The following is a 13863-nucleotide window of genomic DNA, read 5'->3' on the forward strand; positions in this document are numbered from 1 at the left end:
CTGACAATCGGTTTCCATTTCACCAATACCTGTATATACTCACAGCGACTGTATAAACAACCAGGGGGCGGGATGAAAGCATTAACCAGCAGGCAGCAGCAGGTCTATGACCTGATTCGCGACCATATTTCTTCAACGGGCATGCCGCCTACGCGTGCCGAGATCGCCGCGCAGCTGGGCTTCCGTTCGCCGAATGCGGCAGAAGAGCATCTGAAAGCGCTGGCGCGCAAAGGCGTCATCGAGATCGTTTCCGGTGCATCGCGCGGCATTCGACTGTTAATGGAAGAAGAAGCCTCAGAAGGGCTACCGCTGATTGGGCGGGTTGCTGCCGGTGAGCCGATCATGGCGCAGGAACATATCGAAACCCACTATAAGGTCGATCCGGGCCTGTTTAAGCCGTCTGCTGACTTCCTGCTGCGCGTCAGCGGAATGTCGATGAAAGATATCGGGATTATGGATGGCGACCTGCTCGCAGTGCATAAAACCCAGGATGTGCGTAACGGACAGGTTGTGGTTGCCCGCATTGATGATGAAGTCACCGTTAAGCGCTGGAAAAAGCAGGGTGCTATCGTGCATCTGCTGCCTGAAAACAGCGATTTTGACCCGATTGTTGTCGATACCCGTGCGCAGTCACTGACCATTGAAGGTCTGGCAGTTGGCGTGGTGCGCAACGGCGAGTGGCTCTGATTCTTCTGCCAGCGTGCATTCGCCTTCTCTGATGCTATTCTGTCTGCCCTAATTTTGTCGCTGCCTCTTTTGCACAGCGACACTGAGCACGGAACGGCGAATGCGCTTTATTACGGCAACCGATAAAAATCTCTGGCGGCTTGCGCTGCCGATGATCCTTTCAAACATCACCGTTCCCTTACTGGGAGTGGTCGATACTGCAGTAATTGGTCATCTCGACAGCCCTGTCTATCTTGGCGGGGTTGCGGTCGGGACTACAGTGACCAGCTTCCTTTTTATGCTGCTGCTTTTCCTTCGAATGAGTACTACTGGCCTTACGGCACAGGCGTTTGGCGCGGGCGATAAAACCGCTCTGGCGCGCGCGCTGACGCAACCGCTGATCATCGCGCTGCTGGCGGGCGTACTGTTCATCGCTTTGCGTTATCCGATTATTCAGCTGTCGACCCATCTGGTTGGCGGCAATCCCGATGTACTCGAACAGGCGGCACTGTTTATTCAGATTCGCTGGCTCAGTGCGCCTGCCACGCTGGCAAACCTGGTCATTCTGGGCTGGCTGCTGGGCGTGCAGTATGCACGCGCGCCGGTGATCCTGCTGGTCGTGGGGAACCTGGTTAACATCGTGCTCGATCTCTGGCTGGTGATGGGGCTGCACTGGGGTGTCGCGGGGGCGGCCACCGCCACGGCGCTGGCAGAGTACATCACGCTGGGTGTCGGCAGCATCATGGTCTGGCGGGTGCTAAAACTGCGCGGAATTACGCTTAGCCTGCTGAAGCAGAGCTGGCGCGGTGACAGCGGCCGGCTGCTGCGACTGAACCGGGATATCATGCTGCGCTCTCTGATGCTGCAACTCTGTTTCGCCTCGCTGACCGTGCTGGGCGCGCGACTCGGCCCTGATGTGGTGGCGGTTAACGCGGTATTACTGATGTTTATTACTTTTACTGCCTACGCGCTGGATGGCTTTGCCTATGCGGTTGAAGCTTTTGCGGGTGAGGCGCATGGTGCAAAAGATGGCAGCAAACTCCTGCGCGTCTGGCACTCTGCCTGTCGGCAGGCGGTGGTGGTGGCGCTGTTCTTCTCGCTGATCTATGCCATTTTTGGCCCGCAGATCGTTACCCTGCTGACCTCTCTTCAGTCACTTCAGCAGACAGCGGACCGCTATCTGATCTGGCAGATGATAATGCCGTTGATCGGCGTCTGGTGTTATCTGCTGGATGGCATGTTCATCGGGGCGACGCGCGGGCGCGAGATGCGTAACAGCATGGTAGTAGCCGCAGCCGGCTATTTTCTGACAATGCTTAGCGTACCGGTGCTGGGTAACCATGGTCTGTGGCTGGCGGTCACGGTTTTCCTGGCGCTGCGCGGCCTGTCGCTGTGGCTCATCTGGCGTAAGCACTGGCGTCAGAACAGCTGGTTTGATGCCTGATGCTGCAGTGGCTGCAGTGGCTGCACGCAAGCCGATACGGATTATTCTGTATTATTCCACGGTTAAGAAATTGGCTACTACAATTAACTCTATGCAGCGCAGTTAGCCAGCGCTTTGTATCGTTATTTTGTTAAGAAGCAAGATAATCATTAAACCCGAGGATTGGAGGTCTGCCATGAATAAAGACGAAGCAAGCGGCAACTGGAAGCAGTTCAAAGGCAAAATGAAAGAGAAATGGGGCAAGCTGACCGACGATGATATGCAGGTTATCGAAGGTAAACGCGATCAGCTGGTCGGCAAAATCCAGGAGCGTTACGGCTCTACGAAAGATGAAGCCGAGCGCGAAGTAACCGACTGGGAAGGTCAGAACAAAGATCACCGCTGGTAATCAGACAATAGGTAGATAATCAGCTGAATGCGTTCCGGTGGGCCCTCACCGGAACCGCACAAGGATGTGCCGATTATCCGCGTTTCCCCCGCTTTTTACCCTCATCCTGATGGTCATGCTCGCAGCTTTCATGGTGCGTACAGGCTTCAACCGCAGCACAACTTTCACATAAACCATGCGCTTCAATCACGCTGTGGCGTAATGCAAACTGCGCTTCACCTGCCAGGCTAGCAATAATCTTCTCTACGCCCTGCGCCTGCTTCTCTGTAACGGCGGCACAGCGGTCACAGACCAGCATCACCGACGTATGTGCTGGTGCCTCAAAATGGTGACACATGACGTAGCTGTTGTTGGATTCCACCCGATGAATGAAACCCTGCTCCAGCAGGAAATCAAGCGCCCGATAAACCGTGGGAGGCTTGGCCTGCGGCTCGCTGACCCGGAGTTGATCCAGCAGATCGTAGGCGCTGATCGAGCCAGGCTGCTCGGCCATCAGGCGCAACACTTCAGCACGCTGCGAAGTCAGACGCACACCGCGCTGCAGGCACATCTTTTCGGCCTGAATCAAAATTTGCTGCGACGTCATGTTTGTCATGAAAATTCTCCGCTGGATAAGTGATGTTATTTTATCACACATAGTTTCGCGGCGCTGAGGTTGGTTTCGTCTGAAAAAACAGCATCATTTGCCTGAAAAAGCAGCATATTCAGAATTTAAGCCGTCCTCTATCTCAAATCTGACGATAAATCAGATCCATTCTGAATCCACCTGAAGCGGAATTTGTTGGCATTTTGCTTTGCATCTCACTGAGTTAAGAAGTAATGTTCAGAAAGACTTAAGAAAAGTCTGGCATTATTTGAAATATCCCAATGCAGTTTGAACAATTACAACGGTTTTTTGATTGGAAAAAGTCCAATCCTTTGAATTAAGACACTGTTTCCTTCGAATTCACAGCAATAACGCGTTAGCCAGGGTTCACAATAGGGCTAACAAACTATTCAGTCATTGAATGTTTCAATGGCAATTTCTCAGGTGATGGCAGGCAAATGGTGAAAAAATCCGCTCAACGTTCAGCGCTGATCTACACGGCTGCAACGACCGCGCTTTTCCTTTCTTCTTCCGCCATAGCGGCAGGGACCTGGTATGATGCACGTAATGACGCCATGGGCGGAACCGGCGTAGCATCTTCTCTTTATGGCTCCGCAGTGCTGGCGAACCCGGCATTAATGACGCGCGCCAAACCCGACGATAGCGTCAGCATTATTTTTCCCTCAGCGGGCATTCAGGTCACCGACAAAGATAAGCTGATAGATAAAGTCGATGATATTACGGACACCGTGGATCGTTACCGCGCGGTGCTGAATAACTTTACGCCAGCGGATTTCTTCCGTGGCTATCCTGAACTGCGCGCTGCCTCAGGCGATGTCGCTAACAAGCTCAGTGATTTGCGCGGTAACAAAGCAGACGGCAGCGCGGGTGCGGCCGTGGCCGTTACGATCCCCAACGACACTCTGCCTTTCGCCTTTATCACCAAAGCCTATGGTTCAGCACACGTACGTGCCAATGTGGTCCAGAGCGATATCGACTATCTGCGCGGTGTGGCTAACGGCACAGTGCTTCCTCGTCCTGGCGATCAAAATAACCTGCGCTCCAGCGCGAATGGATTAGCGGCCCTGACCACCGATTATGGTGTAGCGGTGGCGCATGAGTTCACCATCGCCGGTCAGCCGGTATCAGTTGGCGTGACGCCGAAAGTGCAGAAAACCTGGCTCTATAACTACACCGCCAGCATCTACAACTACGACAAGAACGACATCAACAATAGTAAGTATCGCAGCACCGACACCGGCTTCAACGTTGATGCCGGTCTGGCGACCACCTTTGCTGAAAACTGGACGCTGGGTGTAACCGGACAGAACCTGGTTTCACGCGATCTGCAGACCAAAGAGGTCAATGGTTTCCGCGACACCTACCAGATTCGCCCGCTGGTCACCACCGGTCTGGCCTGGGATAAAGGTCCGTTTACCGTGACGGGCGATGTGGATCTGACTGAAACCAAACGCTTCAAAACTCAGGATAACAGCCAGTATGCGGCAGTGGGCGCGGAATACCGCGTACTTGACTGGCTGCAGCTGCGTGCAGGTTATCGTGCGGACATGCGTTCTAACGACGAAAATGTCGCTACGGCCGGTTTTGGTCTGTCACCGTTTAACAAAGCCGTACATCTGGATCTGGCGGGCTCTGTGGGTGCTAACAACACCTGGGGCGCGATGATGCAGTTGGGCTTTAACTTCTAAGCGCGTTATTCAGACTGTTCGGGGGCGGGCGATGCACTATCGCCCGCCCTTGTGTTATCCTTGCACAGAATTCCATCACCCCTTAATTACCGGATTGTCTGCGCTTCATGCCTAATTTCTCTTCGCAACGTTTCTCTATCGCCCCTATGCTCGACTGGACCGATCGTCACTGTCGCTATTTTCATCGCCAGCTGACCGGTGACACGCTGCTCTACACCGAAATGGTGACCACGGGCGCAATCATTCATGGCAAAGGGGATTACCTGGCTTACAGTGAGGCTGAGCATCCGGTCGCGTTGCAGCTTGGCGGTAGCGATCCGGCGGCACTGGCGCAGTGCGCGAAGCTGGCAGAGCAGCGCGGCTATGATGAAGTGAACCTTAATGTCGGCTGTCCCTCTGATCGCGTGCAGAATGGCCGTTTCGGCGCCTGCCTGATGGCCGAGGCGAATCTGGTCGCAGATGCCGTTAAAGCGATGCGCGACGTGGTCTCAATTCCGGTCACGGTGAAAACCCGTATTGGTATCGATGAGCTGGACAGCTATGAATTCCTGACCGATTTTATCGGCACGGTGGCGGGACGCGGTGAGTGCGAGACATTTATCATTCATGCGCGTAAAGCCTGGCTCTCCGGCCTCAGCCCGAAAGAGAACCGCGAGATTCCACCGCTGGATTATCCCCGCGTCTATCAGCTGAAACGCGATTTTCCGCAACTGACCATCGCCCTCAATGGCGGCGTAAAAACGCTGGAAGAGGCACAGACTCATCTGCAACACCTTGACGGCGTGATGATGGGACGTGAAGCCTACCAAAATCCCGGCATTCTGGCGCAGGTCGATCAGACATTGTTTGGTCGTCAGCATCCGGCGGCTAACCCGGTTGAAGTGGTGCGCGCCATGTATCCCTATATTGAAGCAGAACTGGCGAAGGGGACGTATCTGGGACATGTCACGCGCCATATGCTGGGTTTGTTCCAGGGGATTCCGGGCGCCCGCCAGTGGCGACGCCACCTGAGTGAAAATGCCCATAAGCCCGGTGCCGATGTCCGTGTGCTGGAAGCGGCGCTGGCGCTGGTCGCCGATAAGATCCCGCAGGAAGCCTGACGCCTCATCTGAACCCGAAAAAACCAGCTCTGAAGGCTGGTTTTTTTTACGCCATTATGTGGTTTTTCTCACCAGGTCGCGCTCTTCTGATTATCTATTATCAGCTGAAAATCAATAAGTTAACTGTTGGCACGTTTTTTGTAATAACTATAACAATCGGAATTAAAAAGGAGCGCTGACGTGGAAATTTTATTCGTATTAGGGTTTTTCCTGATGCTGTTGCTGACAGGCGTTTCGCTGTTGGGCGTGCTGGCAGCACTGGTGGTCGCAACCATCGTGATGTTTGTCGGTGGACTGTTTGCAATTGTTATTAAAGTGTTGCCGTGGCTGGTGCTGGCGGTAATTGCGGTCTGGCTGCATCGTGCTTTTTTTGGCGACAGCGATGAGCGAGCACGTCGCAAGCTGCGGCGTAAGATCAACAGGTTAGACCGCAAAGGCTGGCGCTAATTGCGGTGAAGATCACAGTGTGAGAGATTGATCAGGGCTGATCTGCAATTAAACATATTTTTTACTTATGTTTTCTGGCAGGATGCCTGTCGTCAAATCGATGTGCCATCGACTCGACACGAATTCATCGCCGCTGTCCCTACACCAGCGCGAACAAAAAATAAAAAAAGAGAAGGGCTTCCCATGGGAGGCCCTTTTTGTTGCTCACTATTATGGAATTAAAAGACAGGATCCCTGCGTGGCGCGGCTCTCCAGCATCTGGTGCGCTTTGCTGGCCTCTTTTAGCGCAAACTTCTGCTGCTCCGGAACATCAACTTTAATTGCGCCACTCGCCAGCAGCGAGAAAAGCTCGGCACTGGCGGTTTCCAGCTCCTGGCGGTTGGTGATATAGCCAAACAGTGAAGGGCGGGTCACAAACAGCGAGCCTTTCTTATTCAGAATGCCGAGATCTATCCCGGTCACCGGACCCGAAGCATTGCCAAAACTGACCATCAGCCCATGACGGCGCAATGAGTCCAGCGATGCTTCCCAGGTATCTTTGCCCACGGAGTCATAAACTACGCCCACTTTTTTCCCGTCGGTCAGTTCGCTGACGCGTTGCGCAATATTCTCTTCACGGTAGTTAATCGTCGCCCAGGCGCCAGCCTTCTTGGCCATCGCTGCCTTTTCTGCTGACCCGACTGTGCCAATCAAATGGGCACCCAGCGCTTTTGCCCACTGACAGGCAATTAACCCGACGCCGCCCGCTGCGGCATGAAACAGGAAGGTCTCACCGGCGCTGATTTTATAGGTCTGGCGCAGCAGATATTGTGTGGTCAGCCCTTTCAGGTAGCTGGCTGCGCCCTGCTCAAAGCTGATCGCCTCCGGGAGATGCATCAGGCGATCTTCCGCCACGTTGTGCACTTCGCTATAGGCCCCCATCGACGCCAGACAGTAGACCACGCGATCGCCGGGCTTAAATAATGTCACGCCACGTCCAACCCGCGACACCACGCCTGCGGCTTCTGTACCCAGGCCAGAGGGAAAAGCGGCGACCGGATAAAGCCCGCTGCGAACATAGGTATCGATGTAATTAATGCCGATAGCGCGATGTTCTACCTGCACTTCATGTTCGGCCGGGTCAGCAGGTTCAAAATCTGTCCACTCTAAAACGTCCGGGCCGCCCTGTGCGCTGAACTGAATACGCTTTGCCATTCTGACTCCTGTGATTGTTTCATCATGAGGGTGAGGCACGCACCCCAACTAAGGTATACTTGCGCGTCCCCACAGAAGATCGGTAATGCATTCACTATGGCAGGAAATAAACCCACCAACAAATCGAACGAAACGCAGGATCGCCAGCTCGCAGGCGTGAAAATGCCCCCGCATTCGCTGGAAGCGGAGCAGTCGGTGCTCGGTGGGTTAATGCTGGATAACGAGCGCTGGGACAATGTCTCTGAGCGCGTCGTCGCGAATGACTTTTTCAACCGTTCGCATCGGCTGATTTTTTCAGAGATGCAGCGGCTGCTGGAAAACAGCAAACCTATTGACCTGATTACGCTCTCCGAATCGCTGGAAACCCGTGGCGAGCTGGAGATGGCGGGCGGCTTTGCCTATCTGGCGGAACTGGCGAAAAACACCCCGAGCGCGGCGAACATCGGCGCCTATGCTGACATCGTGCGTGAACGTGCGGTGGTGCGCGAGATGATCGCCGTCGCTAACCAGATTGCTGATGCCGGTTATGATCCGCAGGGGCGTAACAGCGAAGAGCTGCTCGACTTCGCGGAGTCGAACGTCTTTAAAATTGCGGAAGCGCGCGCGGATAAGGATGCTGGCCCGAAAAACATCGAGCAGATTCTGGAATCGACCGTCTCGCGTATCGAATCGCTCTATCAGACACCGCACGATGGCGTCACTGGCGTCGATACCGGCTATCAGGATCTGAATAAAAAGACTGCGGGCCTGCAGGGTTCTGATCTGATTATTGTCGCCGCACGTCCTTCGATGGGTAAAACCACCTTTGCGATGAACCTGTGCGAAAACGCCGCCATGCTGCAGGAAAAACCGGTGCTGATCTTCAGTCTGGAGATGCCCAGCGAGCAGATCATGATGCGTATGCTGGCGTCACTCTCCCGCGTCGATCAGACCCGCATCCGTACCGGGCAGCTGGATGATGAGGACTGGGCGCGTATTTCCGGCACCATGGGTATCCTGCTGGAGAAGAAGAACATGTACATTGATGACTCTTCCGGCCTGACTCCCACCGAAGTGCGTTCGCGCGCCCGACGCATCTACCGTGAAAACGGTGGATTAAGCATGATCATGATCGACTATCTGCAACTGATGCGCGTGCCGTCGCTGTCGGACAACCGTACGCTGGAAATTGCTGAGATCTCCCGCTCGCTGAAAGCGCTGGCCAAAGAGCTGAACGTGCCGGTTGTGGCGCTGTCGCAGCTTAACCGCTCGCTGGAGCAGCGAGCCGATAAACGTCCGGTCAACTCGGATCTGCGTGAATCGGGCTCGATCGAGCAGGATGCGGATTTGATCATGTTTATCTATCGCGATGAGGTTTACCACGAAAACAGCGATCTTAAAGGGATCGCGGAGATCATTCTGGGTAAACAGCGTAACGGCCCGATCGGTACAGTACGCCTGACCTTTAACGGTCAGTGGTCACGCTTCGACAACTACGCTGGCCCGCAATACGACGACGAATAATCCCCGGTTTGTGCTGTCATGCACGATCTGTGCATGACAGCCCCCATCATCACAAAATAGTGTTGGACAACCTCTCGGGTTATCGGGTTATCTGTAACAAAGCGACGCCCATCACGCTGTGGAAACGGAATGACTCACGTAGACGATTACGACCTTAAAATCCTGACTTTATTACAATCCAACGGCCGTCTGACCAATCAGGAACTCAGCGATCTGGTCGGCCTTTCTGCCTCACAATGTTCCCGCCGTCGTATCAATCTGGAACAGGCTAATCTGATCCTGGGTTATCATGCCCGGCTGTCGCCCGATGCCATCGGGCTTGGCATGGTGGGATTGATTGAGGTGCGTTTAATTAACCACACCGCAGAATATGTTGAGAGCTTTCACCGGATGGTGGAGCAGGAACAGGCGATCGTGGATGCCTATAAAACCACCGGCGATGCGGACTATCTGCTTAAAGTGGCAGTGGCCGATCTCAATTCCCTTAGTGCGTTAATCAGCCAGTTAGTCGCAGGCCACCAGAGCGTTTCCCATGTGAAAACCTCGGTGGTGCTGGGACGCATGAAAGAGAACGGGCTGATGATGCTGCCTGAGCAGAAGACGCGCTAAAAAGGTGCGCACAGTGCGCTTTTGGTGCACACTTGCGGCAATTAATGCGAAGAGCGCGCATAGAGTCGGACTTTAACGCATAGGTTGACGGTATCAGCCGGAATTTATGCACAAAGTTCTTTTTTAAAGCGCCTTAGATATCAATGGGATATCGCTGGCACCCGGTTTACAGCAGTTCAGTGCTGTGGCGATGGTGCGTTTTTTGCATCGAAACCGCATCATTTGCACTGAGAAAACCCCATGGATAACATCGCAGAACCCTCCCGCGTCCCGCATTCGCGCATTGAAGATGCGCTGGCGATGGTGCTTGGCACCCTGATGGTCTCGTTCGGCGTCATTATGCTGAAACAGGCGGGAGCGCTGACCGGCAGCACCGCAGGCATCGCCTTTCTGATTAGCTACCTGTCGCCGCTTTCGTTCGGCAGCGCGTTTTTCCTGATCAACATCCCTTTTTACTGGCTGGCGGTAAAACGCATGGGCTGGGAATTTACCCTGAAAACCTTCTGCGCCGTCGGTCTGGTGTCGCTGTTCACCCAGCTGCACCCGCTGTTCGTCCACTTTTCTGACCTTAACCCCTTCTATGCGACACTGTTCGGTAACGTCATCATGGGAATCGGGTTTATAGTGTTATTTCGTCATAAGGCGAGCCTGGGCGGCATCAATATTCTGGCGCTGTGGCTACAGGATCGCTTTGGGATCCGCGCGGGGAAACTGCAAATGGCAGTCGATACCTGCGTCGTGCTGGCGTCACTGTTTGTGGTGAGTGGCCCCATCCTGCTCGCGTCGATTGCGGGTGCGGTGATCCTGAATCTGATTATTGCAATGAACCACCGTCCGGGACGCTATCGGGTTTAATCCGCATCTTCCCTCTGGACCAATTATGGAGACCTACACCGTGTTTCAAAACGTTGATGCCTATGCTGGCGATCCGATTCTGTCGTTGATGGAAGCCTTCAAACAAGACCTACGCGAACACAAAGTTAACCTGAGTATCGGCCTCTATTACGACGAAAAGGGCATCATCCCGCAGCTGAAGGCTGTAGCTGCTGCCGAAGAGCAGATCTATGCTGAGCCGCATCAGGCATCGCTCTATCTGCCAATGGAAGGGCTGAACAGCTACCGTAGTGCAATTGCACCGCTGCTGTTTGGTGCCGATCATCCGGTGTTAAACGCGGGCCGTATCGCCTCTATTCAGACGCTGGGCGGTTCTGGCGCGCTGAAAGTGGGCGCAGATTTCCTTAAGCGCTACTTCCCGCAGTCTGCGGTCTGGGTCAGCGATCCGACCTGGGAAAACCACGTTGCGATTTTTAATGGTGCAGGTTTTGAGGTAAATACTTATCCCTGGTATGACGCAGAGACCCACGGCGTGCGGTTTGATGCCTTTATCAGCACCCTGAAAACCCTGCCAGCGCAGAGCGTCGTGCTGCTGCATCCCTGCTGTCATAACCCGACCGGCGCTGACCTGACCGATGCGCAATGGGATCAGACCGTTGAGGTGCTGAAAGCACAGCAGCTGATTCCTTTCCTGGATATCGCCTATCAGGGCTTTGGTGCCGGCATGCAGCAGGATGCCTATGCGTTGCGCGCGGTCGCGGCGGCGGGCCTGCCAGCCCTGGTGAGCAACTCCTTTTCCAAAATTTTCTCGCTCTATGGCGAGCGCGTGGGCGGTCTCTCTATCGTCTGTGACAGCGCCGAAGAGTCAGCGCGTGTGCTGGGCCAGTTAAAAGCCACGGTTCGCCGCAACTACTCCAGCCCGCCAAATTTCGGTGCGCAGGTTGTCGCGCGCGTACTCAACGATGACGAGTTGAAAGCCAGCTGGCTGGCTGAAGTGGAAGCGATGCGCTTACGCATTCTGGACATGCGTCAGTCGCTGGTGGACGTGCTGAGCACCGCACTGCCAGGTAAAAACTTCGACTACCTGCTGAAGCAGCGTGGCATGTTCAGCTACACCGGCCTGAGTGCGCAGCAGGTCGATCGTCTGCGCAACGAATTTGGCATCTATCTGGTGGGCAGTGGCCGCATGTGTGTGGCCGGTCTGAACAGCACAAATGTGCATCAGGTGGCTGAAGCGTTTGCCGCCGTGATGTAACGGCAGCCATGCTGTAAAAAAAACCGTCAGGGTGCTCTCTGGCGGTTTTTTTATGGGTCAGGGTTTACCTTTCGGCGACATGCTGCACACTTAAACGGGGTAACCGTTTCAGGAATAAGCTATGTGGCATCAACAAACTATTACGCTGAGCGCGAAGCCGCGCGGGTTTCATCTGGTCACCGATGAGATCGTGAACTCGCTCTCCGGACTGCGTGATATCAAAACCGGTCTGCTGCATCTGCTGTTGCAGCACACTTCGGCGTCGTTAACCTTAAATGAGAATTGCGACCCGACGGTGCGCAGCGACATGGAGCAGCATTTCATGCGGCACGTGCCGGAGAATGCGCCTTATCAGCACGACTACGAAGGGCGGGATGATATGCCGGCGCACATCAAATCGTCGACCTTAGGGGTTTCGTTGTTATTACCGGTTCAGCGGGGACGTCTGGTGCTGGGCACCTGGCAGGGTATCTGGCTGGGCGAGCATCGCATTGAGGGCGGTGCCAGGCGGATTGTCGCCACTTTACAAGGGGAATCGTAATGAATAACTCAGACTTACTGACCTATTGCATGAGCAAGCCGGGCGCGGAGCAGAGCGTCCACAGTGACTGGAAAGCCACGCAGATTAAAAGCAACGGCGTGCTGTTTGCGATGGTACATGAGGCGAAAGGGCGACCCGCGGTCTCGCTGAAATCGACGCCTGCGCTGGCCGAATTACTGCGTGAAGAGCATAGCGATATTATTCCCAGCGAGCATCTGAACAAGTCACACTGGAGCACGCTGTTCCTGGACGGTTCGCTGAAAGATTCCCAGATCTACTATCTGATCGATGCCTCATTCCAGCAGGTTGCAACGGCCCGCTAGACGGCAATAAAAAACCCTCTTACCGGAGCAAGAGGGTTTCAGAGGCAGCGGGTTACGCGGCAGGCTGCTCGCGCAGGGTATTAATGTCGATAACGAAGCGGTATTTCACATCGCTTTTCAGCATGCGCTCATAGGCTTCATTGATCTGGTCCATCGCGATCAGTTCAATGTCTGACGTAATGCCGTGCTCACCACAGAAATCGAGCATCTCCTGGGTCTCTGCGATGCCGCCGATCAGTGAACCGGCGATGCTGCGACGCTTGAAGATCAGGTTAAACACCTGCGGTGCCGGGTGATCGTGCTCTGGTGCACCCACCAGCGTCATGTTGCCATCCAGCTTCAGCAGGGTGATGAAGGGGTTGAGATCGTGCTGAGCCGCCACGGTATTCAGAATGAAGTCAAAGCTGTTGGCGTGCTGCGCCATCTGCTCCGCATCTTTGGAGATCACGACTTCATCGGCACCCAGACGTTTGCCATCTTCAATTTTGGAAGGCGAAGTGGTGAACAGCACCACATGTGCGCCCATGGCATGGGCAATTTTCACGCCCATATGGCCCAGGCCGCCTAAGCCTACGATACCCACTTTCTTGCCCGGGCCGACATTCCAGTGGCGCAGCGGCGAGTAAGTGGTGATACCGGCACACAGCAGCGGTGCCACGCCCGCCAGCTCCAGGTTCTCGGGAATGCGCAGCACAAAGCTCTCATCAACCACCATCGACGTTGAGTAACCGCCGTAGGTAATGGCGCCGGTTTCGCGATCTTCACCGTTATAGGTGCCAACAAAGCCGTTTTCGCAATACTGCTCCAGCCCCTGCTGACAGCTCGGACAGCTGCGGCACGAATCGACCATGCAGCCTACGCCGACCAGATCGCCGACTTTGTATTTCTGCGTCTGCGGGCCAACGGCCGTGACGCGACCGACAATTTCATGACCCGGAACCACGGGGAAAATGGTGTTTTTCCACTCATTACGGGCCTGATGCAGGTCTGAGTGGCAAACGCCACAGAACAGCACCTCAAGCTGAACGTCATGGGCGCGCAGCTCACGCGGCTTAAAATCGAACGGTGCCAGTTTGGATTTTGCATCCTGAGCAGCATACGCATGCGTAATATTCATGGTGTCTCCAGTTTCGATGTGTTGTGAGTGTTATTCGATGAAGTGCAGCAGCGTTGATGTGCTGCGAAAACAGGGCGACGCCAGGGGCGTGCCAAAGAGGAACTGCTTAAGGATAGTCAGCGTGGGGAAAAGCGTATATGCCTATAC

Annotated in this window: 15 protein-coding genes; 12 read left to right on the top strand and 3 right to left on the bottom strand. The window is 54.6% G+C overall.

The window, feature by feature from the left end; translation table 11 throughout:
• Positions 1-72: 72 nt before the first annotated feature.
• From lexA to FOV68_RS14730, 3 genes are all read left to right on the top strand, one after another.
• On the top strand, positions 73-687 hold the full coding sequence (gene lexA, locus FOV68_RS14720) for a transcriptional repressor LexA (protein ID WP_010252231.1): 615 nt from the start codon (positions 73-75) through the stop codon (positions 685-687).
• Positions 688-787: 100 nt separating this feature from the next.
• Positions 788-2110, top strand: a complete 1323-nt coding sequence (gene dinF / locus FOV68_RS14725) for an MATE family efflux transporter DinF (RefSeq protein ID WP_143991125.1) — start codon at positions 788-790, stop codon at positions 2108-2110.
• 175 nt (positions 2111-2285) lie between these two features.
• Positions 2286-2498, top strand: coding sequence for a CsbD family protein (locus tag FOV68_RS14730; RefSeq protein WP_031591796.1), 213 nt, complete (start codon positions 2286-2288; stop codon positions 2496-2498).
• A 73-nt stretch (positions 2499-2571) separates the two neighbouring features.
• On the opposite strand, the gene zur is transcribed toward FOV68_RS14730, so the two are convergent.
• Entirely contained in the window at positions 2572-3093 is a 522-nt protein-coding gene (gene zur / locus FOV68_RS14735) for a zinc uptake transcriptional repressor Zur (RefSeq protein WP_039392129.1), read from the bottom strand.
• A 449-nt stretch (positions 3094-3542) separates the two neighbouring features.
• On the opposite strand from zur, the gene FOV68_RS14740 reads away from it, so the two are divergent.
• The 3 genes from FOV68_RS14740 to pspG all read left to right on the top strand — a co-directional run bounded on the left by FOV68_RS14740 (position 3543) and on the right by pspG (position 6340).
• The gene (locus tag FOV68_RS14740; RefSeq protein ID WP_143991126.1) at positions 3543-4793 is read left to right on the top strand and encodes a conjugal transfer protein TraF; all 1251 of its coding nucleotides are present in this window, start codon (positions 3543-3545) and stop codon (positions 4791-4793) included.
• Positions 4794-4900: 107 nt separating this feature from the next.
• Positions 4901-5893 (top strand): tRNA dihydrouridine(20/20a) synthase DusA, encoded by a 993-nt coding sequence (gene dusA, locus FOV68_RS14745; protein WP_031591791.1) that lies wholly within the window; start codon positions 4901-4903, stop codon positions 5891-5893.
• A 180-nt stretch (positions 5894-6073) separates the two neighbouring features.
• A complete protein-coding gene (gene pspG / locus FOV68_RS14750) occupies positions 6074-6340 on the top strand; it encodes an envelope stress response protein PspG (RefSeq protein ID WP_010252199.1) in 267 nt (88 codons plus the stop codon).
• Between the two features lie 210 nt (positions 6341-6550).
• Here the strand turns inward: pspG and FOV68_RS14755 are convergent, their stop codons facing one another.
• The gene (locus tag FOV68_RS14755; protein ID WP_031591790.1) at positions 6551-7534 is read right to left on the bottom strand and encodes a quinone oxidoreductase; all 984 of its coding nucleotides are present in this window, start codon (positions 7532-7534) and stop codon (positions 6551-6553) included.
• A 96-nt stretch (positions 7535-7630) separates the two neighbouring features.
• Between FOV68_RS14755 and dnaB the strand changes: the two genes are divergently transcribed.
• From dnaB to FOV68_RS14785, 6 genes are all read left to right on the top strand, one after another.
• A complete protein-coding gene (gene dnaB, locus FOV68_RS14760) occupies positions 7631-9037 on the top strand; it encodes a replicative DNA helicase (protein WP_010252197.1) in 1407 nt (468 codons plus the stop codon).
• A 129-nt stretch (positions 9038-9166) separates the two neighbouring features.
• Positions 9167-9646: an Lrp/AsnC family transcriptional regulator gene (locus FOV68_RS14765; RefSeq protein WP_010252196.1), complete on the top strand. Its 480-nt coding sequence runs from the start codon at positions 9167-9169 to the stop codon at positions 9644-9646.
• A gap of 240 nt (positions 9647-9886) precedes the next feature.
• Entirely contained in the window at positions 9887-10501 is a 615-nt protein-coding gene (locus FOV68_RS14770; protein ID WP_003855751.1) for a YitT family protein, read from the top strand.
• 40 nt (positions 10502-10541) lie between these two features.
• A complete protein-coding gene (locus FOV68_RS14775) occupies positions 10542-11735 on the top strand; it encodes an amino acid aminotransferase (RefSeq protein ID WP_143991204.1) in 1194 nt (397 codons plus the stop codon).
• 121 nt (positions 11736-11856) lie between these two features.
• Complete coding sequence (locus FOV68_RS14780) at positions 11857-12276, top strand: secondary thiamine-phosphate synthase enzyme YjbQ (RefSeq protein WP_031591785.1); 420 nt, start codon at positions 11857-11859, stop codon at positions 12274-12276.
• Complete coding sequence (locus FOV68_RS14785) at positions 12276-12599, top strand: MmcQ/YjbR family DNA-binding protein (protein ID WP_031591784.1); 324 nt, start codon at positions 12276-12278, stop codon at positions 12597-12599. The genes FOV68_RS14780 and FOV68_RS14785 overlap by 1 nt, the downstream gene beginning before the upstream one ends.
• 52 nt (positions 12600-12651) lie before the next feature.
• Here FOV68_RS14785 and FOV68_RS14790 read toward each other — a convergent pair whose 3' ends face one another.
• The gene (locus FOV68_RS14790) at positions 12652-13716 is read right to left on the bottom strand and encodes an NAD(P)-dependent alcohol dehydrogenase (RefSeq protein ID WP_010252184.1); all 1065 of its coding nucleotides are present in this window, start codon (positions 13714-13716) and stop codon (positions 12652-12654) included.
• Between the last annotated feature and the right edge of the window lie 147 nt (positions 13717-13863).

The organism is Pantoea sp. paga, from assembly GCF_007558755.1.
Taxonomy (GTDB): domain Bacteria; phylum Pseudomonadota; class Gammaproteobacteria; order Enterobacterales; family Enterobacteriaceae; genus Pantoea; species Pantoea agglomerans.

Excerpts from the sequence above, each read along its gene's own strand:
- lexA (WP_010252231.1), top strand. The coding sequence starts at position 73 with ATGAAAGCATTAACCAGCAGGCAGCAGCAGGTCTATGACCTGATTCGC.
- dinF (WP_143991125.1), top strand. The coding sequence starts at position 788 with ATGCGCTTTATTACGGCAACCGATAAAAATCTCTGGCGGCTTGCGCTG.
- FOV68_RS14730 (WP_031591796.1), top strand. The coding sequence starts at position 2,286 with ATGAATAAAGACGAAGCAAGCGGCAACTGGAAGCAGTTCAAAGGCAAA.
- zur (WP_039392129.1), bottom strand. The coding sequence starts at position 3,093 with ATGACAAACATGACGTCGCAGCAAATTTTGATTCAGGCCGAAAAGATG.
- FOV68_RS14740 (WP_143991126.1), top strand. The coding sequence starts at position 3,543 with ATGGTGAAAAAATCCGCTCAACGTTCAGCGCTGATCTACACGGCTGCA.
- dusA (WP_031591791.1), top strand. The coding sequence starts at position 4,901 with ATGCCTAATTTCTCTTCGCAACGTTTCTCTATCGCCCCTATGCTCGAC.
- FOV68_RS14755 (WP_031591790.1), bottom strand. The coding sequence starts at position 7,534 with ATGGCAAAGCGTATTCAGTTCAGCGCACAGGGCGGCCCGGACGTTTTA.
- dnaB (WP_010252197.1), top strand. The coding sequence starts at position 7,631 with ATGGCAGGAAATAAACCCACCAACAAATCGAACGAAACGCAGGATCGC.
- FOV68_RS14765 (WP_010252196.1), top strand. The coding sequence starts at position 9,167 with ATGACTCACGTAGACGATTACGACCTTAAAATCCTGACTTTATTACAA.
- FOV68_RS14770 (WP_003855751.1), top strand. The coding sequence starts at position 9,887 with ATGGATAACATCGCAGAACCCTCCCGCGTCCCGCATTCGCGCATTGAA.
- FOV68_RS14780 (WP_031591785.1), top strand. The coding sequence starts at position 11,857 with ATGTGGCATCAACAAACTATTACGCTGAGCGCGAAGCCGCGCGGGTTT.
- FOV68_RS14785 (WP_031591784.1), top strand. The coding sequence starts at position 12,276 with ATGAATAACTCAGACTTACTGACCTATTGCATGAGCAAGCCGGGCGCG.
- FOV68_RS14790 (WP_010252184.1), bottom strand. The coding sequence starts at position 13,716 with ATGAATATTACGCATGCGTATGCTGCTCAGGATGCAAAATCCAAACTG.